Below are 22945 nucleotides of genomic sequence, written 5' to 3'. Positions count from 1 at the left end.
CCAGGGGCGGGGATGTTCTTTTTGTCAGTTGCGATCGCCGACCAGATCCAGGATGTAGAGGAAGAGGTTGACGAAGTCCAGGTAGAGGTTGAGGGCGCAGAGGATGGAGACCCGCTTGATGGCCTCCGGTCCCTGGCTGCGGTAGGTGGCGAAGATGACCCTGGTCTGCTGGGCGTCATACATGGTCAGGCCGGCGAAGATGATGATGCCGATGGCCGAGACCACGCGCAGGGCCGTGTTGGAGGGGGCCAGGAAGAGCATGACCACCTCGACCAGGATCAGCATGAGTAGGCCGGCCATGAAGATGGATCCCATGCCCAGCATGTTGCGCCGTGTGGTCAGCGCCAGCATGCTGAGGACGAAGAAGAAGCCTGCGGTGATCACCAGGGTCAGCATGATGGAGGGCAGGGAATAGGTCATGAAGATGGTGCTCAGGGTGAAGCCCATCAGGGCCGCATAGAGGTAGAACATGACCCGGGCGGTGGAGGTGCGCATGCGCATAACCCGGAAGCTCAGAATCATGGCGAAGGCCACCTGGACCACGGCCATGCCGATCCACCCCAGGGTGCCCGTGGCCTGCATGAAGGCCAGGAGCAGTCCGGTGCGGGCGGTCAGGTAGGCCGTCAGGGCGGTGACCAGCAGGCCGACCGCCATCTCCGCATAGGCGCGGGACATGGAGACCCGCTCCGCCTTTTCAAAGCTGTATGCTGCGTTGGTGTCGATGGGCGCGCCCATGCCGTAGGGCTCACCGCCCTGCATGGTCGGCATCGGCTGCTGTGTGTACTGACCGTATGGGGCCTGCGGCCGCGGATTCCCGTTGAAAGCCATCTGCTCCTCCTTGTCTTCCCGTCTGTGGCGGGATGGTCGTCTTGTTCAATTCTACATGGCCGGTTTGGCCATATAACAGGTGTTTGCTCTGGTTGGAATCAGGCGGGGATGGCCGCCAGGGCGGGGTGGTTGCATGCCCACATCCCGCCATGGCGGTTGCCCCTCTCCTGATGTGCGGTCCAGACTTTGCAGGCTGGACGGAGTGTGGTGGGGGCGCGGGAGGAAAGTGTCGGGCTCTCTTGGGGTTGAGCCTTGATTGACACGTTTCCTCCCTGCTCCCCCTATGTAGGGCCGGGGGCGGGGGGATTGATACGCCGCCCGGCCGCTCTTACTCGTGCGAAGCGTGAACCAGTCGGCGTGTTTCCTTCCGGTGGCGGCGGGATGCCAGGACCCCGCCCATGCCGGTCATGCCCGTGGCCAGGGCGAGCAGGATGCCTTCCCCGCCTGCCTGGGGGAGCACGCCTGCAGGCAGGTACGTGTATCGGAGGGAGGTGTCCGGCGTTTGGGGTGCGCCGCCCAGCGTGTAGTCCACGCTGACCGTGACCGTGCCCGGCTGGTGTGCGGGCGTTGTCACGGTCACGCTGCTGCCATCACCGCGCGTCAGGCCTGATACAGCGGTCTGGTCGAATCTGACGCCGGTGATCACCAGCTGCAGGTTGAACGACACCGGCACAGGAACAAGACTCCTGGCTCTGGTGTTACTTGCCCCTGTGGGGATGCTGTTGTTGCCGAGCTGGCCATACTGGTTGTTTCCCCATGCGTAGGCGTTCCCGTCGCTGCCCACGGCCAGCGAATGATGGTATCCGCCGCTGACCTGTGTGGCCTTCAGTCCTTTGCCCGTATCAGTAGGTTTGGCGGGGTCACGCACGCGCACAGGAACCCGATTCACATTGGGGCGGCTGCTGTCGTTGTTGCCGAGCTGGCCATACAAGTTGCATCCCCAGGCATATACGTATCCGTTGCTTTCCACGGCCAGCGAATGATCGTATCCGGCGCTGACCTGCACGTAAGTGTTGCGGTCGGGCGTCTTCACCCTGACCGGCGCATTCCGGTCGATGGTTGTCCCGTCGCCGAGCTCGCCAACGATATTCCATCCCCATGCGTAGGGGTTCCCGTCGCTGCCCACGGCCAGCGAATAATTGCCTCCGGCGCTGACCTGCACGTAGGTGAAGTCCGCTGGCAGGTCCGGGTACGTCTTCCGGTCGGGCATCTTCACCCTGACCGGCGCAGCCCGGTAGCTGACGGTTGTCCCGTCGCCGAGCTGGCCATTGCCGTTGGATCCCCAGGCGTAAACGTTGCCGTCGCTGCCCAGGGCCAGGGAATGAGAGGCTCCTGCGCTGACCTGCAGGTAGGTGAAATCCTCTGGCAGGTCCGGGTACGTCTTCCGGTCGGGCGTCTTCACCCTGACCGGCGCATGCCGCTCGGTGCTCGTCCCGTCGCCGAGCCGGCCATTGCCGTTGTATCCCCAGGCGTAGGCGTTCCCGTCGCTGCCCACGGCCAGGGAATAATTGTATCCGGCGCTGACCTGCAGGTAGGTGAAGTCCGCTGGCAGGTCCGGGTACGTCTTCCGGTCGGGCGTCTTCACCCTGACCGGCGCATGCCGCTCGGTGCTCGTCCCGTCGCCGAGCCGGCCAGAGTCGTTGTATCCCCAGGCGTAGGCGTTCCCGTCGCTGCCCAGGGCCAGGGAATGAGAGGCTCCGGCGCTGACCTGCAGGTAGGTGAAGTCCGCTGGCAGGTCCGGGTACGTGCTGCGGTCGGGCTTCCTCACCATGACCGGCGTAGACTGGCCGCTGTAGCTTGTTGTCCCGTTGCCGAGCTGGCCATAGGTGTTGTCTCCCCAGGCGTAGGCGTTCCCGTCGCTGCCCACCGCCAAGGAAAAACCAGAGGAAGTACTACCGTCGTATGTTGATCCGCTGATCTGGCTGAATCTGATGCCCCGGCTGGCGTTGTCGGGCGGGGTGATGGTGGCGGGTTCCCTGCCCAGCTGGCTGCCCTTATCAGGGCTGATGCTCCACCTGCTGTTCCGGCTTGCCGGCGTCCAGTGGGCGGCCAGGGTCAGGTCCTTGTCGACGGGCCTGCTGAAATCGTAGGCGACCTCGCCGGTGAACCAGCCGTCGAACAGGAAGCCTTCCCGTACAGGGTCGGGGGAGGGGCGTTTCGCCCTCCCGTATGGGGCGGGGACAGTCTGGTCTGCTGGTTTCGGGCTTCCGCCTCCCGTGTCGAAGCGGACCGTGAACGCGGATCCTGGTTCCGCAGCTCGTGCCGGCGGCTGGTCGACCGTGTACGCAAGGCTCCTGGCGAAAGGCTGCCCGTCCTGCCTGCCAGTGATAAGGATAGCGGCCTGTCCCGGCTTGCGGACGGGCATGTCCGCCCGCCAGGCATCGTTGCTCCTGGTGAGCGTCAATGCGTGGCCGTCCAGGCTGGCCGATTCCAGGATGGGCGCCTGCGTGGTGTAGATTCTGGCTGGCTTGCCGGGCTGGCCCTGCCCGTCCAGGCTCCACGCGAGCATGCCGCCCTGCCTGCTGATGGCGGTGATCCTGCCGCCGGCGCTTGCGGCCTGCTCGTACTGCTGGCTTCCGTCGTCCACGCGGGTGGGCTTGCTGCCCGGCTGCCACGCCCAGACGCGGCCGTCCTTGCCGACGATGATGGCCTGATCCTCGTTAGCGGCGATCCGGCTGGCCTTGGCGCCGTCCGGCAAGCCGACTGGGGTCACGCTTGCCTCGCTATCGGCCAGGTACCAGGGCTGTCCCTTTGAATCCAAGAGCAGGAATCCTTTACTAAAGGCTTGGACTTGGACGGTGCGCATTTCGGTGTCTTGTTTGATGTGTACAGGCTTGGCTTTTCTGGTGTTGCTCGTGTCCCAGGTCCAGGTCTGCCCGTCCGCGTCCACTATGAGAGCCTGGCTGTTGGAGGCGGCGGCGGTGACGGCTTGTGCCTGTCCGGGTAGGTTTAGCGTCGCCTGCTCAGCGGGTTTCGGGTTCAGGTCCTGGTTGCCGGGCTGGCTGGTTTGGAAGACGTGGACCTGTCCCTGCCGGTCCACCGCCAAGAGCCAGTCATCGTTCAGGCTGATGCTGGTGAACCCGGCATCCTTGCCGGTGCCGAGAATGGTGGTTGTGGCCTCTCGGCTGGTCCAGGTGTAGAGGTGCTGGTCGGATCCGAGTGCGGCCTGCCGTCGGCTGCCGGCTGCAACCTGCAGGTAGTGGAACCCGTCGGCGGCCTGGGCGGGGGAGGGAACCTGCTTGGGTGTGCCGTAGATACGGCCGTCGCCGGTCAAGCTGACTAGCTGCTCTCCTGCGGCTTGGACGCTGACAAATTGAGGTTCTTGAGTTTTGGGCGGGCTGATAGTCAGCCGGGCTCCGGACGCGGGCCCATGGTCCGGGCTTAGTGTCCAGTCTGTGGGCTTCGTCCACTGGGCTTTCAGGGTCGTGTCCTGGAGGATGGGGGTCTGGAAGTCAAAAGGCTGCCCATCATGAGTCCACCCCTCGAACCGGAAGCCTTCACGTTGAGGATTCTGCTGCGGGGGAGCGGCGAGGGTGCCGGTCTTCACAGTTGACTGAGTGGGTTTGCTGCCGTCGGCGGGGTCGAAGCGCACTGTTTGCACGGCCTGATCACTGGTATCGGATGGCTTAGTTGGAGCGGGTTCTGTGTTGTCCGGACTGCTTGTCTTCAGTGACAGGGTGTCTGGTTTGGGGCTTAATGGTGTGGTGGTTTGTATCGGTGAGGGTGTGGGTAGTGGTGTGCTGGTTGCGTTGCTGGGGAGAGTGCCGGTGGTTTGCTCAGCTACGCGAGGGGTCTGACGACCCCCCCCCCCCGGTGAGTACAGGAGTATCCGCCGCGTTGGCGGATGCGACGCCCAGGCCTGCCAGCAGGCTTAGCAGGACGGTCATCATCACACAGATGCGACGCAGACGGGAAACCAGATGCATGAAACCAAAACCCCTTCACCAAACACCAAGCGGGATAAAAACCGCCTGCCTAATAAAGTTCTTCCTGTCGGAAAGCCGTGCTGTCTGTCAACGCCAGCCCTGCATCGGATTGCAGGAGCCATGGCGCAAGCCAGCCGTCTTCTCGACATCCCCCGCTTTTCACCCTACCACCCGGTCAGCGAACAACACACATAAGCCCAAGCCAGCCGTCCGAAGACAACGAGTTCGGCAGCTGACGTTACGGAATTATGCCAGGACGGGGAGAACAGGCAGAGGCCAGGCTTGTTCCGGGTGGTAAGCCCTGTTGCCTACCCTGCTGTGTTCATCTCCCTTCTTGGGCGGAAACAAGAGAGGTTTGCCTGTATCCCCGCAGGCGGAAGTGTGGTGGGGGCGCGGGAGGGAAGTGTCGGCTCTCTTGGGGTTTGAGCCTTGATTGGCACGTTCCTCCCTGCTCCCCCTATATAGGGCCGGGGGCGGGGGGATTGATACGCCGCCCGGCCGCTCTTACTCGTGCGAAGCGTGCAATAGTCGGCGTTGTTCCCTCCGGTGGCGGCGCGAGGCGAGCACGCCGCCCATGCCGGTCATGCCGGTGGCCAGGGCGAGCAGGATGCCCTGCCCGCCTGCCTTGGGGAGCACGCCTGCTGGCAGGTACGTGTACCTCAGGGAGGTGTCGGGCGTTTGGGGTGCGCCGCCCAGCGTGTAGTCGACGCTGACGGTGACCGTGCCCGGCTGGTGCGCGGGCGTGAGCACGCTCACGCTGCTGCCGTCGCCGCGGGTCAGGCCTGATGCGGGGGTCTGGTCGAATCTGACGCCGGTGATCACCAGAGCCAGGTTGAACGACACCGGCACAGGAGCCGACTTGTTGTTTGTGCTGTTGTTGCCGAGCTGACCATAGGTGTTGTCTCCCCATGCCCAGGCGTTGCCGTCGCTGCCCAGGGCCAGCGAATCATGGTCTCCGGCGCTGAGCTGTGCGGCTTTGAGCCCTTTGCTCGTGTCGGCGGGGCTGGCGGGGTCGCGCACGCGCTTAGGAACAGAATTCATGTCACTGTATCCGCTGGCGGTGTTGTTGCCGAGCGGGCCATACAAATTGCATCCCCATGCCCAGGCGTACCCGTCGCTGCCCACGGCCAGGGAATGATCGCTTCCGGCGCTGACCTGCAGGTAGGTGAAGTCCGCTGGCAGGTCCGGGTACGTCTTCCGGTCGGGCGTTTTCACCCTGACCGGCGTGTACCGGTTGCTGGTTGTCCCGTCGCCGAGCTGGCCATTGCTGTTGTCTCCCCATGCCCAGGCGTTGCCGTCGCTGCCCAAGGCCAGGGAATGCCAGTCTCCGGCGCTGACCTGCAGGTAGGTGAAGTCCGCTGGCAGGTCCGGGTACGTCTTCCGGTCGGGCGTCTTCACCCTGACCGGCGTGTACCGGTTGCTGGTTGTCCCGTCGCCGAGCCGGCCATCGTCGTTGTATCCCCAGGCGTAAACGTTGCCGTCGCTGCCCACGGCCAGGGAATGATTGGTTCCGGCGCTGACCTGCAGGTAGGTGAAGTCCGCTGGCAGGTCCGGGTACGTCTTCCGGTCGGGGGTCTTCACCCTGACCGGCGCATTCCGGCTGCTGCTTGTCCCGTCGCCGAGCCGGCCATTGCTGTTGTATCCCCAGGCGTAGGCGTTGCCGTCGCTGCCCACGGCCAGGGAATGATTGGTTCCGGCGCTGACCTGCAGGTAGGTGAAATCCTTGGGCAGGTCCGGGTAGGTCTTCCGGTCGGGCGTCTTCACCCTGACCGGCGCATGCTTGTCGTCTTTCGTCCCGTCGCCGAGCTGGCCATAGTAGTTGTATCCCCAGGCGTAAACGTTGCCGTCGCTGCCCAGGGCCAGGGAATGAGAGCCTTCGGCGCTGACCTGCAGGTAGGTGAAATCCTCCGGCAGGTCCGGGTACGTCTTCCGGTCGGGCGTCCTCACCATGACCGGCGCATGCCGCTCGATGGTTGTCCCGTCGCCGAGCTGGCCATTGCTGTTGTTTCCCCAGGCGTAGGCGTTCCCGTCGCTGCCCACCGCCAAGGAAAAACCAGAGCCGGAGTTTTTTCCTCCGCTGATCTGGCTGAATCTGATGCCCCGGCTGGCGCTGTCTGGCGGGGTGATGGTGGCGGGTTCCCTGCCCAGCTGGCTGCCCTTGTCGGGGCTGATGCTCCACCCGCTGTTCCTGCCTGCGGGCGTCCAGTGGGCGGTCAGGGTCAGGTCCTTGCCGACGGGCCTGCTGAAATCGTAGGCGACCTCGCCAATGAACCATCCGTCGAACAGGAATCCTTCCCGCGTCGGGTCGGGTGAGGGGCGTTTCGCCCTCCCGTACGGGGCGGGGACAGTCTGGTCTGCTGGTTTGGGGTTTCCGCCGCCCGTGTCGAAGCGGACCGTGAGCGTGGATCCTGGCTCCGCAGCCCGTGCCGGCGGCTGGTCGACCGTGTACGCAAGGCTCCTGGCGAAAGGCTGCCCGTCCTGCCTGCCCGTGATGAGGATGGCGGCTGGTCCCGGCTTGCGGGCGGGAGCTTCAGCCTGCCAGGCGCTGGCGGTCTTGCTGAGGCTGAGCGGCTGGCCGTCCAGGCTGGCTGATTCCAGGATGGGCGCAGCAGTGGTGCCTAGCCTGTCGGGTTTGCCGGGCTGGCCCTGCCCGTCCAGGCTCCACGCGAGCATGCCGCCCTGCCTGCTGATGGCGGTGATCCTGTTGCCGGCGCTTGCGGCCTGCACGTAGGCTTGGTTCCCGTCGTCCGCGCGTTTGGGGGTTTTGCCGGGCTTCCAGGCCCAGACGTGGCCGTCGGTGCCGACGATCATGGCCTGATCCTTGTTGGCGGCGGTCGAGCTGGCCTGCGCGCTGTCCGGCAGGCTGAGCTGGATCATGGCGGCAGTGCCGTCTGGCAGGTACCGGGCCTGCCCGTCCGCGTCCAGGAGGAGGAACCCCTGGTTGAGGGCCTGGGCCTGGACGATGCGCATGCCCGGGTCCTGCTTGACGCGTGCGGGCTTGGCTTTCCCGGTCTTGCTTATCTCCCAGGTCCAGGCTTGCCCGTCAGCGTCCACGATGAGGATCCGGCTGGCGGAGGCGACGGCGGTGACGGCCTGCGCTTGCCCGGGCAGGCTGATGGCGGCCTGCTGTATAAGTTCCGGGTTCTGGCTGTCGGCATTGCTGGCCTGATAGGCGTGGACTCGGCCCTGCCGGTCCACCGCCAGCAGGAGGTCGTCGTTCAGGCTGATGCTGGTGAACCTGGCATTCTGATTGGAGTTGATAATCGTGGGTGCCGCTTGTCCGCTGGTCCAGATGTATATCTGCTGGTCGGATCCCAGGGCGGCCTGCGATCGGCTGCCGGCTGCAACCTGCAGGTAGCGGAACCGGTCGGATGCTTGAGCAGGGGAGGGCACCAGTTTGGGCGTGCCGTCCTGCATCCAGGTGTAGATCCGCCCGTCGCCGGCCAGGCCGAGGATCTGGCCGCCTGCGGCTTGGATGCTGGCGAACTGAGGCTCCTGCCTGTCGGGCGGGCTGATGGTCAGCCGGGCGCCGGAGGCGGGCCCATGATCAGGGCTCAGTGTCCAGTCCGTGGTCTTCGTCCATTGGGCTTTCAGGGTCGTGTCCTGGATGATGGGGGTCTGCAAGTCGAAGGGCTGGTTGTCAAGCCTCCACCCGTCGAACCGGAAGCCCTCGCGCACTGGGTTCTGTTGCGGGGGAGTGGCGAGAGTGCCGGTCTTCACAGTTGATTGTGTTATCTTGCTGCCGTTGGCAGGGTCGAAGCGCACTATACGAGAAGCTTGATTATCTGTCTTTTCGGCTGATTTAGCCGGAGCGGAGTCTCTGCCGTCTGTATTGTTTGTCGTCGATGATGGAGCGCTTGGACTCGGTGTTGCGGGGCTTAACGGTGTGGTGGCTTGTATCGGTGATGGGGAGGGCAGTGGGGTGTCTGGTGCGCTGCTGGGGGAAATGCCGGGGGTTTGCTCAGCTACGCGAGGGGTCTGACGACCCCCCCCCCCCGGTGAGGACAGGAGCATCCGCCTGGGCGGATGCGACGCCCAGGCCCGCAAGCATTCCCAGCAGGATGACAGCCATCGCCAGGATGCGACGCAGACGGGAAACCAGATGCATCAAACCAAACCCCTTCACCAGATGCCAAGCGGAGCAAACGCCGCTTGCATAATAAAGTTCTTCTTGTCGGAAAGCCGCCCGTTGCTCAATACCAGTCCGCGCAACAGATTATGCGAATCATGGCCGAGGCCGGTTGTCTTTGCGACATCCCCCGCTTTTCACCCTACCACCCAGCCTGCAGACAACACACACGGGCCAAGCCGGTCACCGATGACAATGAATTGTTTGGTTGAGCAAAAGCGTGTGTTTCTGGCGATCATCCGGAACTGGGAGCACAGATGAAGCCCAAGCGGACTTGGGGTCCAAGCCCCCTGGTCGGCGTGCCCGAGTTTCCCTTTCGAGGGCGGAGACGGGGGCATGCATGCCTGCTGTCGACTCCTGTCAGCGGCAGTCGACAGTAGTGTGGTGGTGGGGGCGCGGGAGGAGTGCCGGCTCCCTTGGGGATGAGCCTTGTATGCGGCATTCCTTCGTGCGCCCCCGTTGTAAGCCGGGGGTGGGGGGATTGATCCGCCTCCGGCCTGTCTTACTCGTGCGAAGTATGCAGTAGCCTGTGCCGTTCCCTCCTGTGGCGGCGCGAGGCCAGGACCCCGCCCATGCCGGTCAAACCGGTGGCCAGGGCGAGCAGGATGCCCTCCCCGCCGGCCCTTGGGAGCACGCCTGCAGGCAGATATGTATATCTGAGGGAAGTATCGGGCTTCTGGTGTATGCCGCCCAGCGTGTAGTCCACACTGACTGTGACCGTGCCCGGCACGTGTGCAGGTGTGAGCACGCTGACACTGTTGTCATTGCCATGCGACAGGCCTGATACGACAGTCCGGTCGAATTTGACGCCGGTGATCACCAGCTGCAGGTTGAACACCACCGGCACAGGAACATATGCATTATAGGTGGAGCGGTCGCCGATCTGGCCAAAGGCGTTGTATCCGCAGGCGTATGTGTATCCGTTTGGGCTCACAGCCAGCGAATGATGGTCTCCGGCAATGAACTGTGTGGCTTTTAGTCCTTTGCTCGAGTCGGTGGGGTTGGCGGGGTCGCGCACGTGCACAGGAACAGTTGAAGAGTTGCTGGTGCTGTTGCCAAGCTGGCCAAAGGCGTTGTATCCCCATGCGTAGGCGTATCCGTCGCTGCCCACGGCCAGTGAATGATAGTATCCGCCGCTCACTTGTACGGCTTGCAGTCCTTTGCTCGTATCGTAGGGGTTGGCGGGGTCGTGCACGCGCACAGGAACAGGATTCGGATAATGACCGCTGCTGTTGTCGCCGAGCGAGCCATTGCTGCTGTCTCCCCAGGCGTAGGCGTATCCGTCGCTGCCCACGGCCAACGAATGATAGGTTCCACAGCTCACCTGTACGGCTTGCAGTCCTTTGCTCGTATCGGTGGGGTTGGCGGGGTCGCGTACGCGCACAGGAACAGACGAATCTGCATAGTAATCGTTGCTATTGTTGCCAAGCCGGCCATATTCGTTGTTTCCCCATGCGTAGGCGTATCCGTCGCTGCCCACGGCTAGCGAGTGCTCGTATCCGGCACTGACCTGCACGTATGTGAAGTCCGCCGGCAGGTCAGGATACGTTTTGCGATCGGGTGTCTTCACCCTGACCGGCGTATACCGATAGTTGTTGCTCGTCCCGTCGCCGAGCTGACCAGAGCTGTTGTATCCCCACGCGTAGGTGTTCCCGTCGGCGCCCACGGCCAACGAATGATAGGTTCCACAGCTCACCTGTACGGCTTGCAGTCCTTTACTCTTATCGTAGGGGCTGTCGGGGTCGCGCACGCGCACAGGGACAGTCGAATACCCGCCGCTGGTCTTATCGCCGAGCTGGCCATTGTCGTTGTTTCCCCATGCGTAGGCGTATCCATCGCTGCCCACGGCCAGGGAATGATAGTATCCGGCACTGACCTGCACATAGGTGAAGTCCGCCGGCAGGTCAGGATACGTTTTGCGATCGGGCATCTTCACCATGACCGGTGTGGTCCGGTTGGTTTTCGTCCCGTCGCCGAGCTGGCCATATTCGTTGTTTCCCCATGCGTAGGCGTTCCCGTCGCTGCCCACAGCCAAGGAAAAACCATAGGAGTAATAACCGTCGTATTTTGATCCGCTGATCTGACTGAACCTGATGCCCCGGCTGGTGTTTGGCGGGGCGATAGTGGTGGATTCGTTGCCCAGTTGACTGCCCTTGTCAGGGCTGATGCTCCACTTGTCGTTCCCGCTTTCGGTCCACTTGGCGGTCAGGGTCAGATCCTTGGTGACGGGCTTGCTGAAGTCGTAGGCGACCTGTCCGATGAACCATCCGTCGAACTGGTAGCCTTCACGTGTCGGGTCGGGGGTGGGCCGCTTTACCCTGCCGTAGGGGTCTGAGATATTCTGATCAGCGGGTTCAGGGCTTCCTCCGTCCGCATTGAAAGTGACTGTATGGGTGGTGCCCTGCTGGTCGTCTCGTGTCAGCGGCTGGTCGACCGTGTAGTTGAGGCTTCTGGTGAAGGGCTGGCCGTCCTGTCTGCCGGCGATGGTGATGGCGGCTGGACCCGGCTTGCGTGCAGGGATTTCCGCCTGCCAGATGCTGCTGGTCTTGCTGAGTTTGAGCGGTTGGCTGTCCATGCTGGCTGATTCCAGGGTGGGCGCCTGTGTGGTGTCGAGTCTGGCTGGCTTGCCGGGCTGATCCTGCCCGTCCAGGCTCCATTTGTATATGTCGCCCTGCCCGCTGATAGCAATGATCCTGTTGCCTGCAGCTGTTGCCTGCACAAACTGCTGGTTCCCGTTGTTTGCGCGCATGGGTGCCTTGCCGGGCTTCCAGGCCCAGAGGCGGCCGTTCGTGCCGACGATCATGGCCTGGTCATTGTTGGTGGCGGCCGAGCTGGCTTTCATGCCTTCTGGCAGGTTGACGGCAGTGGAATCGGCTGCGGTGTTGGCCAGGTACCGGGCTTGCCCGTCCGCGTTCAGAAGGAGAAACCCCTGGTTGAGGGCTTGGGCTTGGACGGTGCGCATGCCGGGCTGCTGTTTGATGCGTGCGGGTTCGGCTTTTCCGGTGTTGTTCTTGTCCCAGGTCCAGGCTTGCCCGTCTGCGTCCAGGGCGAGGATCCGGCTGGCGGAGGCTGCGGCGAGGACGGCCTGCGCCTGCCCCGGCAGCCTGGTTGTGGTTTGCTCGACGGGCTTCTGGTGCGGATTCTGGCTGCCTGTCTGGCTGTCTTGGAAGGTGTGGACCTGTCCCTGCCGGTCCACGGCCAGGAGCCGGTCATCGTTCATGCTGATGCTGGTGAACCTGCTGCTCTGGCTGGTGTCGAGGATCACGGGTGTTGCTTGTTGGCTGTTCCAGGTGTAGATGTGCTGGTCTGATCCTAATGCGGCCTGCGATCGGCTGCCGGTTGCGGCCTGCAGGTAGTGGAACCCGGCAGGAGTCTGCGCGGGGGAGGGGATCTGTTTGGGTGTGCCATCTTGCGTCCATGTGTAGATGCGGCCGTCGCCGGTCAGGCCGACAGTCTGGTCTCCTGCGGTTTGGACGCTGACATAGTAGGGTTCCTGCGGGCTGGGCGGGCTGATGGTCAGCCGGGTGCCGGAGGCGGGCCCGTGGTCCGGGCTCAGCGTCCAGTCCGTGGTCTTCGACCACTGGGCTTTCAGGGTAGTGTCCTGGAGGATGGGGGTCTGCAAGTCGAAGGGCTGGCCGTCAAGCGTCCATCCGTCGAACAGGAAGCCCTCGCGCACTGGGTTCTGTTGCGGGGGAGCGGCGAGAGTGCCGGTTTTCACGGTTGATTGAGTAGGCGCGTTCCCGTCAGCTGGGTCGAAGCGCACTATGTGTGAAGTGTGATCATCGGTATCGGATGGCTTGGTTGAAGCGGATCCTGTGTTGTCCGGACTGCTTGTTGACGATTGCGGGGTGTTTGGGCTTGGTGTCGTGGAGCTCAGTGGCGAAGAAGGTGTCAGCGGTGATGGCGAGGGCAGTGGAGTGTTTTTTGCGTTGCTGGGGAGAATGCCGGGGGTTTGCTTAGCTACGCGAGGGGTCTGACGACCCCCCCCCCCCGGTGAGTACAGGAGCGTCCGCCGCATTGGCGGATGCGACGCCCAGGCCTGCCAGCAGGCCCAGCAGGACGGTCATCATCGCCAACGCGCGACGCAGACGGGAAACCAGATGCATGACTCGTAAACCCCTTCACCAACACCAAGCGGAGCCAGCGGCTCGCTTAAAAGCGTCTTGTTTGCCGGAAAGCCGTCCTGTCTTTCAACGCCAACCCTGCACCGGATTGCAGGAACTGTGGCGGAAGCCAGCCGTCTTCCCGTTACCCCTGTTTTTCACCATACCACCGGTCTGACAGGCAACACACAAGCCGGATCCAAAGGCCCGACGGCTGTGATTGCAGTAATTGGGTATAGTCGGTTGCTTAGGGCAATTATGAAATTGCATGAAAGGGGCTGGCTAGGATCAGGCGGGGATGGCCGCCATGGCGGGGTGGTTGCATGCCCGTATCCCGCCATGGCGGTTGCCCCTCTCCTGATGTGCCGTCCAGACTTTGCAGGCTGGGCGGAGTGTGGTGGGGGCGCGGGAGGGAAGTGTTGGCTCTCTTGGGGTTTGAGCCTTGATTGGCACGTTCCTCCCTGCTCCCCCTATATAGGGCCGGGGGCGGGGGGATTGATACGCCGCCCGGCCGCTCTTACTCGTGCGAAGCGTGCAATAGTCGGCGTGTTTCCTGCCGGTGGCGGCGGGAGGCGAGGACCCCGCCTATGCCGGTCATGCCGGTGGCCAGGGCGAGCAGGATGCCTTCCCCTCCGGCCTTGGGGAGCACGCCTGCTGGCAGGTATGTGTACTTCAAGGATGTGTCGGGCGTTTGGGGTGTGCCGCCGAGCGTGTAGTCCACGCTGACGGTGACCGTGCCCGGCTGGTGTGCGGGCGTGGTCACGGTGACGCTGCCGCCGTCGCCGCGCGTCAGGCCTGATACGGCGGTCTGGTCGAACCTGACGCCGGTGATCACCAGAGCCAGGTTGAACGACACCGGCACAGGAGCCGACTTGCTGTTTGTGCTGTTGTCGCCGAGCTGGCCATCGCTGTTGTCTCCCCATGCCCAGGCGTTGCCGTCGCTGCCCACGGCCAGCGAATAATGGTATCCGCCGCTGAGCTGTGCGGCTTGCAGTCCTTGGCTCTTGTCCTTGGGGCTGGCGGGGTCGCGCACGCGCACAGGAACATACGAATCGCTGTAGCTGTTGTTGCCGAGTCCGCCATAGCTGTTGCATCCCCATGCCCAGGCGTATCCGTCGCTGCCCAGGGCCAGGGAATGATCGCCTCCGGCGCTGACCTGCAGGTAGGTGAAGTCCGCTGGCAGGTCCGGGTACGTGTTGCGGTCGGGCGTCTTCACCCTGACCGGCGCATACCGGCTGGTGGTTGTCCCGTCGCCGAGCCGGCCACTGCTGTTGTCTCCCCATGCCCAGGCGTTGCCGTCGCTGCCCACGGCCAGCGAATGCAGGTATCCGGCGCTGACCTGCAGGTAGGTGAAGTCCGCTGGCAGGTCCGGGTAGGTCTTCCGGTCGGGCGTCTTCACCCTGACCGGCGTAGACTGGCCGCTGCTCGTCCCGTCGCCGAGCTGGCCACTGCCGTTGTATCCCCATGCCCAGGCGTTGCCGTCGCTGCCCAGGGCGAGGGAATGATTGCCTCCGGCGCTGACCTGCAGGTAGGTGAAGTCCGCTGGCAGGTCCGGGTAGGTCTTGCGGTCGGGCGTCTTCACCCTGACCGGCACAGACTGGCTGTAGCTGGTTGTTCCGTTGCCGAGCTGGCCATAGTTGTTGTATCCCCAGGCGTAAACGTTGCCGTCGCTGCCCAGGGCCAGGGAATGATATTGTCCGGCGCTGACCTGCAGGTAGGTGAAATCCGCTGGCAGGTCCGGGTACGTGCTGCGGTCGGGGGCCTTCACCCTGACCGGCGTAGACTGGCTGCTGCTGGTCCCGTCGCCGAGCTGGCCACTGCCGTTGTATCCCCAGGCGTAGGCGTTGCCGTCGCTGCCCAGGGCGAGGGAATGAGAGCCTCCGGCGCTGACCTGCAGGTAGGTGAAGTCCGCTGGCAGGTCCGGGTACGTGCTGCGGTCGGGCGTCTTCACCCTGACCGGCGCATGCCGCTCGGTGGTTGTTTCGTTGCCGAGCTGGCCATTGTAGTTGTCTCCCCAGGCGTAGGCGTTCCCGTCGCTGCCCACAGCCAAGGAAAAACCATAGCTGGTGTTTGCTGATGCGCTGATCTGGTTGAATCGTATGCCCCGGCTGGCGCTGTCGGGCGGGGTGATGGTGGCGGGTTCCCTGCCCAGCTGGCTGCCCTTGTCGGGGCTGATGCTCCACCTGGTGTTCCGGCCTGCGGGCGTCCAGTGGGCGGCCAGGGTCAGGTCCTTGTCGACGGGCCTGCTGAAATCGTAGGCGACCTGACCGGTGAACCATCCGTCGAACAGGAAGCCTTCCCGCACAGGGTCTGGGGAGGGCCGCTTCGCCCTCCCGTACGGGGAGGGGACAGTCTGGTCCGCTGGTTTCGGGCTTCCGCCTCCCGTGTCGAAGCGGACCGTGAACGCGGATCCTGGCTCCGCAGCTCGTGCCGGCGGCTGGTCGACCGTGTACGCAAGGCTCCTGGCGAAAGGCTGCCCGTCCTGCCTGCCCGTGATAAGGATGGCGGCTCGTCCCGGCTGGCGGGCGGGCATGTCCGCCCGCCAGGCATCGTTCTCCGCAGTGAGGTTGAGCGGCTGGCCGTCCAGGCTGGCTGATTCAAGGATGGACGCAGCAGTGGTGTCGAGCCTGTCGGGTTTGCCGGGCTGGCCCTGCCCGTCCAGGCTCCACGCGAGCATGCCGCCCTGCCTGCTGATGGCGCTGATTCTGCCGCCGGCAGCGGCGGCCTGCACGTAGGCTTGGTTCCTGCTGTCCGCGCGTTTGGGGGTTTTGCCGGGCTTCCAGGCCCAGACGTGGCCGTCCGCATCAGTGATGACGGCCTGGTCCTTGTTGGCGGCGGTCGAGCTGGCCTGCGCGCTGTCCGGCAGGCTGAGCTGGATGATGGCGGCAGTGCCGTCTGGCAGGTACTGGGCCTGCCCGTCCGCGTCCAGGAGGAGGAACCCCTGGCTGAGGGCCTGCGCCTGGACGATGCGCATGCCCGGGTCCTGCTTGACGCGTGCGGGCTTGGCTTTCCCGAGGTTGCTCATCTCCCAGGTCCAGGCTAGCCCGTCAGCGTCCACGATGAGGATCCGGCTGGCGGAGGCGACGGCGGTGACGGCCTGCGCCTTTCCGGGCAGGCTGATGGCGGCCTGCTGTATAAGTTCCGGGTTCTGGCTGTCGGCCTTGCTGGCCTGATAGGCGTGGACCCGGCCCTGCCGGTCCACCGCCAGCAGCAGGTCGTCGCTCAGGCTGATGCTGGTGAACCTGGCATCCTTGCCGGTGTCGAGGATGGCGGGCGTTGCTTGTCCGCTGTCCCAGGTGTATATCCGCTGGTCGGATCCGATCGCGGCCTGCCGGCGGCTGCCGGCTGCGGCCTGCAGGTAGTGGAACCCGTCGGGGGCCTGGGCTGGGGAGGGAACTGGTTTGGGCGTGCTGTCCTGCGTCCAGGTGTAGATCCGCCCGTCGCCGGCCATGCCGAGGAACCGGTCTCCAGCGGCGTGGATGCTGGCGAACTGAGGCTCCTGCCTGTCGGGCGGGCTGATGGTCAGCCGGGCGCCGGCGGCGGGCCCGTGATCCGGGCTCAGCGTCCAGTCCGTGGTCTTCGACCATTGGGCTTTCAGGGTCGTGTCCTGGAGGATGGGGGTCCGGAAGTCGAACGGCTGGTTGTCGTATGTCCATCCGTCGAACCGGAAGCCCTCGCGCACTGGGTTCTGTTGCGGGGGAGCGGCGAGCGTGCCGGTTTTCACGGTTGACTGAGTAGGTGTGCTGCCGTCGGCAGGGTCGAAGCGCACTGTATGCGAAGCCTGACCATCCCTCTTTTCGGCTGGCTTGGCCTGGGCGGCATCTGTGCTGCCAGGTGTTCCCGTCGTCGATGACGGGGTTCCTGGATTTGCTGTCGGGCTTAACGGTGTGGCGGCTTGTATCCGCGATGGCGAGGATAGCGGGGTTTCTGGAGTGTTGCTGGGGGGAATGCCGGGGGTTTGCTCAGCTACGCGAGGGGTCTGACGACCCCCCCCCCCCGGTGAGGATGGGAGCGTCCGCCTGGGCGGATGCGACGCCCAGGCCGGCCAGCATTCCCAGCAGGACGGTCGTCATCGCCAGGATGCGGCGCAGACGGGAAACCAGATGCATGAAACCAAAACCCCTTCACCAAACACCAAACGGTATCAACACCGCTTGCCTACTCAAAGTTCTTCTTTGTCGGAAAGCCGCCCACTACTCAGCGCCAGCCCTGCATCAAATCGCAGGAGCCATGCGCAAGCCAGCCGTCTTCTCGACATCCCCCGCCTTTCACCCTACCACCCAGCCAGAAAACAACACACGAGATGCAAATGCACAGCGGTAGGCCTAAGCAACAGCTCCTCCCATCTTGCCTGGCAGATAGAATGAATAGACAATACGTCACGGCCGCTGATCGGCCGATAAGGAGCATGACTATATGACCGGAAACGTTACCGACACCGTCATCACCCTCAACAATGGGGTCAGCATTCCCCAGCTGGGGCTCGGGGTCTTCCAAACACCCGATGGCGAGGCCACCAGCCAGGCCGTCACCTGGGCCCTGCAGGCTGGCTATCGCCACATCGACACCGCTATGATCTACGGCAACGAGCAGTCCGTGGGGGAGGGGCTGCGCCGCTCCGGGGTTGACCGGCGGGATGTCTTCCTGACCACCAAGCTCTGGAATGACGACATCCGTGCGGGGCGGGCCAAGGAGGCCTTCAAGGAGAGCCTGGACCGGCTGGGCGTGGACTACCTGGACCTCTACCTGATCCACTGGCCCGCCAAGGGCTGGCAGCAGGCCTGGGAGGACATGGAGGAGCTTTACACCCAGCGGCGGGTGCGGGCCATCGGGGTCTGCAACTTCCAGAAGCACCACCTGGACGAGCTGCACACCATCAGCGGCACCAAGCCGGCGGTCGACCAGATCGAGTCCTCGCCCCAGTTCGTCAACGACGACCTGATCGATTACTGCCACGGCACCCTGCGCCTGGACGTGGAGGCCTACAGCCCTCTGGGCGGCACCGGCGGCAACCTGCTGGCCGACCCCAGGCTCAAGGCCATGGCCGAGCGCTACGACCGCTCCCCGGCGCAGATCGTGCTGCGCTGGCACCTGCAGCGCGGGGTCATCGTCATCCCCAAGTCCACCCACAAGGAGCGGATCGAGCAGAACGCGCAGGTCTTCGACTTCGAGCTGAGCGACGAGGACATGAAGGCCATCACCGCCATGAACAGGGACGAGCGCACCGGCGCGGATCCCGACAATTTCGACTTCTGAGGGATGGTGGTACAGGAGGAGACCCGACCTTGCAGGCGGGGCCTCCTCCTGGGACCCGGCGGAAGCCCCAACCCTTCCACCTGGCCTGGTCTCTATGGTAAAGGATTTGTGACGATTCAGCTAATCGGCATTGCCGCTGATGGCTTCGTCGTCGGCCTCCTGCTCCTGGGGCGAACCTGAGATGTCGCGGTGGATGGACTGCATCTGCACCTCGATGTTCTGCAGGGAGCGGGCGCAGTCCAGCAGGGTCTGCGAATGCTCGGCCAGGCGGGCGTCGGGCAGGTCGGACTTGTAGCGCAGCTGGTGCTCCAGGGAGGCCCAGTAGTCCATGGCGATGGTGCGGAACTGCACCTCGACCGGCGTGTAGTGGGGGCCCGAGGTCAGGAAGACCGGCACGGCGTAGATGACGTGCAGGCTGCGGTAGCCGTTCATCTTGGGGTTGCGGATGTAGTCCTTGACCCTCAGCACCTGGATGTCCGACTGGTCGGAGAGGTAGCGGGAGACCGAGTAGACATCGTCCCGGTAGTTGCAGATGACGCGCACGCCGGCCACGTCGAAGATGTGATCGCGCACCGAGGGAATGGTGACGGGCAGGTTCTTGCGGTGCAGCTTGCCGATCAGGGAGTCCACGCTCTTGAGCCGGCGCTCCATGTGGTGGATGGGGTTGTGGCTGAACCGGACCTGGAATTCCGTGTCCAGCACGTCCAGCTTGGTCGAAATCTCGTACATGGCCCCCTCGTAGGTCTGCATGAGATTGACGAATTCCGTTATCTCATCGATGTCCAGCTTGGGACGGTCCTTTTCGTCCAAGTCCGACAGTCGCTGCTTCATTTCGGATGCGCTCATGGCACTGTTACGGTCGAGTATCACATGAACCTCCCATGCCGCCGTTCGTAACCATGACTCATGGTACGCACAGGCCCCGATGGCCGCGGGACCCGACCTGCGCATACAATCAGGGCTTATGGAAGCAGGCGAGGGCATGAGCGTGACCGCTCAGCGTAAGGACAGCAGGGGCGTCTACTATGTGCGGACCCTGGGCTGCCAGATGAACGAGCACGATTCCGAGCGGATCGCCGGGGTGCTCCGGGCCCAGGGCTACCGGCAGGCCACGCCCGAGCAGGTCCGCGCGCGCGAGGTGGACGTGATGGTGCTCAACACCTGCGCCGTGCGCGACAACGCCACCCAGCGCATGTACGGGACCATCGGGCGCTGGCACAGGTTCAAGCAGCACAAGCCCGACACGCGCATCGCCGTGGGCGGCTGCATGGCCCAGAAGGACCGGGAGCGGATTGTGAAGGCGGCGCCCTGGGTGGATGCGGTCTTCGGCACCAGGGACATCGGCTCGCTGCCCGGCCTGCTGGACAAGGCCCGCAAGGACGGGCGGCCCCAGGTGGGGGTTTCGCAGGAGCTTCGGGATCTGCCCGGGCGGCTGCCGGCGGTCAGGGCCTCGCGCTCGCAGGCCTGGGTGTCCATATCGGTCGGCTGCAACAACACCTGCACCTTCTGCATCGTGCCCTCGGTGCGAGGGCGGGAGCGGGACCGATCCATGGACGACATCCTGCAGGAGGTTGAGGACTGCGTGCGCTCCGGTGCCCGCCAGGTGACCCTGCTGGGGCAGAACGTCAACTCCTACGGCTGGTCCACGGGTGACCGCTACGCCTTCGCCCGGCTCCTGCGCGCCTGCGGCCGGGTGCCTGGGCTGGAGCGGATCCGCTTCACCTCGCCCCATCCGGCGGCCTTCACCGACGATGTGATCGCCGCCATGGCCGAGACGCCCACGGTCATGCACCAGCTGCACATGCCCCTGCAGTCGGGCTCCGACCGGATTCTGCGGGCCATGCGGCGCTCCTACCGGTCCCAGCGCTTTCTGCAGATCCTGGACAAGGTGCGGGCCGCCATGCCCGATGCCTTGATCACCACCGACATCATCGTGGGCTTCCCAGGGGAGACCGAGGAGGACTTCCAGGCCACCATGGACGTGGTGCGCCGGGCGCGCTTCTCGTCGGCCTTTATCTTTGAGTATTCGCCCAGGCCCGGCACGCCGGCCGCCCGCATGCCCCAGCTGCCCAAGGCCGTGGTCCAGGACCGGTTCGAGCGGCTGCAGGCCCTGCAGGAGTCCATCACCATGGAGCACATGCAGGCCTTCCTGGGCAAAGAGGTGGAGGTGCTGATCGGCGACGGGCACGGTCGGCACGACGGCAGCACCCATCGGGTGACCGGACATGAGCGTACCGGGGTGCTGGTCCACGTCGGCGTGCCCCAGGGAATGCCTGCGCCAAAGCCCGGGGATCTCGTGACCTGCACCGTCACCCAGGCCGGGCCCCACTATTTGATTGCTGACCCGGATCCTCGGGCGGGGCAGGTCTATGACATCCGCTGAACCCCGCATCGTCTCCATCGTGGGTCCCACAGCCTCGGGCAAGACCGCCCTGGGCGTGGCCCTGGCACAGGCGCTCCAAGCCCGCGGGCAGGAGGCTCATATCGTCAATGCCGATGCCTACCAGATGTACCGGGGCATGGACGTGGGCACGGCCAAGCCTTCGGCAGGGGAGCGGCAGGCGGTGGTCCACCATCTGATCGACATCATCGAGCCGGAGGAGGCCATGAGCGTGGCCCGCTTCCAGGCCATGTCCCGGTCCCTGATAGCCGACCTGCGGGCGCAGGGAATCCGGCCCATTCTCGTCGGCGGCTCCGGGCTCTATACCCGGGCGGTCATCGACGATCTGTCCTTCCCCGGCACCGACCCGGCGGTCAGGGCCAGGCTGGAGGAGCGGGCACAGAAGGAGGGCCCCGGGCTGCTCTTCCGCCAGCTGCAGGAGCGGGACCCGGAGGCTGCGGCCCGGATGGATCCCCGGAACGTGCGGCGGACCGTGCGGGCTCTGGAGGTCATGGAGATCACCGGACGGCCCTATTCGGCCAGTCTGCCCCGGTACCGCTACCTGCTGCCCGCCCTGCAGCTGGGGCTGGACCTGCCCCGGGAGGAGCTGGATCGCAGGATCGACCAGCGCACCCAGGCCATGCGCGACCAGGGGCTGGTCGATGAGGTGAGCCGGTTGCGCAACCGCCTGGGGGCCACGGCCTCACGCGCCCTGGGCTATCAGCAGATTCTGGATTATCTGGACGGCCGCACCGACCTGGATGCCGCCTTCGAGCTGATAGCGCAGAAGACCAAGCGCCTGGCCCGCAAGCAGATGGGCTGGTTCGGCCGGGATCCGCGCATCCACTGGCTGAATGCCCTGGCCCCGGACCTGGCCCAGCAGGCCTTGGATCTGGTTGACCAGGCCGACCAAGGCTGCTTCGACCAGGCGGACGCCCAGGCCGACCAGTCGGACCAGGGGAGGGTGACCAGACACCATTTGGGCGCGCTTTGACTTCAAGTACTTGAAGTTCCTAGGCTGGACGGGTATGACCACCATCACGCAGCCCCAGGCTGAACCCCAGACCGCCCAAACCCAGCCCGACCATGAATCAGGGCCTTGGTACACCATCCGCCAGGCCTCGCTCATGTCGGGAATGCCGGAGACCACCCTGCGCTACTACGAGACCATCGGCATCATTCCGCCCATCGCCAGGGACCCCTCAAGCGGCCACCGCTGCTACAACCAGGATGATCTGGACCTGCTGGAGACCATCTCCTGCCTGAGCGCCACGGGCATGTCCCTGGAGCACATGCGGGAGTATCTGGGCAACCGTGCGGCGGGGGCCGAGGCCGCCGGACGGCAGATCGAGCTCCTGGCCGAGCAGGGACGGCGGCTGGACCAGCGGATGGCCGGCCTGCGGGCGCGGAAGCGGTATGTGCAGCTCAAAATACGATACTGGGGGCGCGTCCGCGATCACGACCAGGCCGGTGCGACAGAACTGATCAATCAGAGTGCCCAGATCATCGAGGCCGCCAAGCGCAGCGGCAACGAGCGGCTGCCAAGCTGAGGCTGCCAATTCAGTGGGCTGGGCCCTGGTCCCATCCGGCGATCAGAAATATTCGGGTTGGGTTGACCGGGCGGACCATGCCCGCAATCAGGGCCTGCAGGTCATCGGTGCTGCCTCGGAGCGCCCGCTGGATGGCCCGGCGGTGGGCGGTCGGATCAGCCCGTCCCCAGTCCAGGTCCCAGCCGGCATCGTGGGAGAGGCGTGAGAGGAAGATGCGCAGGGTCATGCCGTCGCAGTCGGCGAAGGGGTGCAGGTAGGAGAGCTCGTCGTAGTAATGGGCCAGGCGCTCCACGAAGACCGGACGGTCCAGGCTGGCCAGGTTGCGTTCGGCCGCCAGCTCCTGGCCGATGGCTGCCGCTCCCTGCTCCAGCATGGCCGCCGGGTACAGGCTGGTGTTGTCGTCTGGTTGAGGTCGGCGCAGCGCTCGCTCTTCCGGCAGGCTGGGCAGCAGCCGGCGGTGGATGGCCCGCAGCTCTGCAAGATCGCCCTCGGTCGCCCAAGGCCGCTGGCCGACCAGGATGGTCCGCAGAAAGAGGGCATCCACATTGGCGTTCGTACTATTGCTCTGGGCCTCCAAGCGCCGGGCCTGATCGGCCAGTGCCTCAGTCTGCTTTCTGCCGGCCATGAAGTCGCTGGCTGCCTGCAGGGCCGAAGGACTGGGATGACGGTCATCCAGAAGCAGGTTGCGCAGGGCGAAGGCCACGGCGCTCTGACGTTCGGCTGGTGTCATGCCAACGATGCTAGCCCTGGCGGCCCCCGTCTGGAAGAGTTGT

The 22945-nt window shown here is 64.7% G+C and carries 7 protein-coding genes and 4 pseudogenes; 4 read left to right on the top strand and 7 right to left on the bottom strand.

Going from position 1 to position 22945, the window contains the following annotated elements; all coding sequences use genetic code 11:
- Positions 1–24: 24 nt before the first annotated feature.
- The 5 genes and pseudogenes from LPC22_RS05385 to LPC22_RS05350 all read right to left on the bottom strand — a co-directional run bounded on the left by LPC22_RS05385 (position 25) and on the right by LPC22_RS05350 (position 17095).
- Positions 25–828, bottom strand: a complete 804-nt coding sequence (locus tag LPC22_RS05385; protein ID WP_229133001.1) for a Bax inhibitor-1/YccA family protein — start codon at positions 826–828, stop codon at positions 25–27.
- 328 nt (positions 829–1156) lie between these two features.
- Positions 1157–4754 (bottom strand): annotated as a pseudogene (locus LPC22_RS05380) (RCC1 domain-containing protein).
- A gap of 504 nt (positions 4755–5258) precedes the next feature.
- Positions 5259–8862, bottom strand: a pseudogene (locus LPC22_RS05370) (RCC1 domain-containing protein).
- Positions 8863–9385: 523 nt separating this feature from the next.
- Positions 9386–12989: pseudogene (locus tag LPC22_RS05360) on the bottom strand (RCC1 domain-containing protein).
- 514 nt (positions 12990–13503) lie between these two features.
- Positions 13504–17095: pseudogene (locus LPC22_RS05350) on the bottom strand (RCC1 domain-containing protein).
- A 307-nt stretch (positions 17096–17402) separates the two neighbouring features.
- Between LPC22_RS05350 and LPC22_RS05340 the strand changes: the two are divergent.
- Positions 17403–18242 (top strand): aldo/keto reductase, encoded by an 840-nt coding sequence (locus LPC22_RS05340; RefSeq protein WP_198201233.1) that lies wholly within the window; start codon positions 17403–17405, stop codon positions 18240–18242.
- A 120-nt stretch (positions 18243–18362) separates the two neighbouring features.
- Here the strand turns inward: LPC22_RS05340 and LPC22_RS05335 are convergent, their stop codons facing one another.
- The gene (locus LPC22_RS05335) at positions 18363–19112 is read right to left on the bottom strand and encodes a GTP pyrophosphokinase (RefSeq protein ID WP_024627854.1); all 750 of its coding nucleotides are present in this window, start codon (positions 19110–19112) and stop codon (positions 18363–18365) included.
- 94 nt (positions 19113–19206) lie between these two features.
- Here LPC22_RS05335 and miaB point away from each other — a divergent pair, with 94 nt between their 5' ends.
- The 3 genes from miaB to LPC22_RS05320 are packed head-to-tail and all read left to right on the top strand — an operon-like array spanning position 19207 to position 22172.
- A complete protein-coding gene (miaB, locus tag LPC22_RS05330) occupies positions 19207–20625 on the top strand; it encodes a tRNA (N6-isopentenyl adenosine(37)-C2)-methylthiotransferase MiaB (protein ID WP_229132986.1) in 1419 nt (472 codons plus the stop codon).
- Positions 20612–21616 (top strand): tRNA (adenosine(37)-N6)-dimethylallyltransferase MiaA, encoded by a 1005-nt coding sequence (gene miaA, locus LPC22_RS05325; protein ID WP_229132984.1) that lies wholly within the window; start codon positions 20612–20614, stop codon positions 21614–21616. Before miaB ends, miaA begins: the two co-directional genes overlap by 14 nt.
- Before the next feature lie 34 nt (positions 21617–21650).
- The gene (locus tag LPC22_RS05320) at positions 21651–22172 is read left to right on the top strand and encodes a MerR family transcriptional regulator (RefSeq protein ID WP_229132982.1); all 522 of its coding nucleotides are present in this window, start codon (positions 21651–21653) and stop codon (positions 22170–22172) included.
- Positions 22173–22182: 10 nt separating this feature from the next.
- On the opposite strand, the gene LPC22_RS05315 is transcribed toward LPC22_RS05320, so the two are convergent.
- Entirely contained in the window at positions 22183–22902 is a 720-nt protein-coding gene (locus LPC22_RS05315; RefSeq protein ID WP_229132981.1) for a Fic family protein, read from the bottom strand.
- Positions 22903–22945: the final 43 nt, after the last annotated feature.

Origin of the sequence: Bifidobacterium mizhiense, assembly GCF_020884755.1 — a bacterium.
GTDB lineage: Bacteria > Actinomycetota > Actinomycetes > Actinomycetales > Bifidobacteriaceae > Bombiscardovia > Bombiscardovia mizhiensis.
The sequence above is the reverse complement of the archived record's forward strand: the minus strand, read 5'-3'. Positions and strand labels throughout refer to the sequence as shown.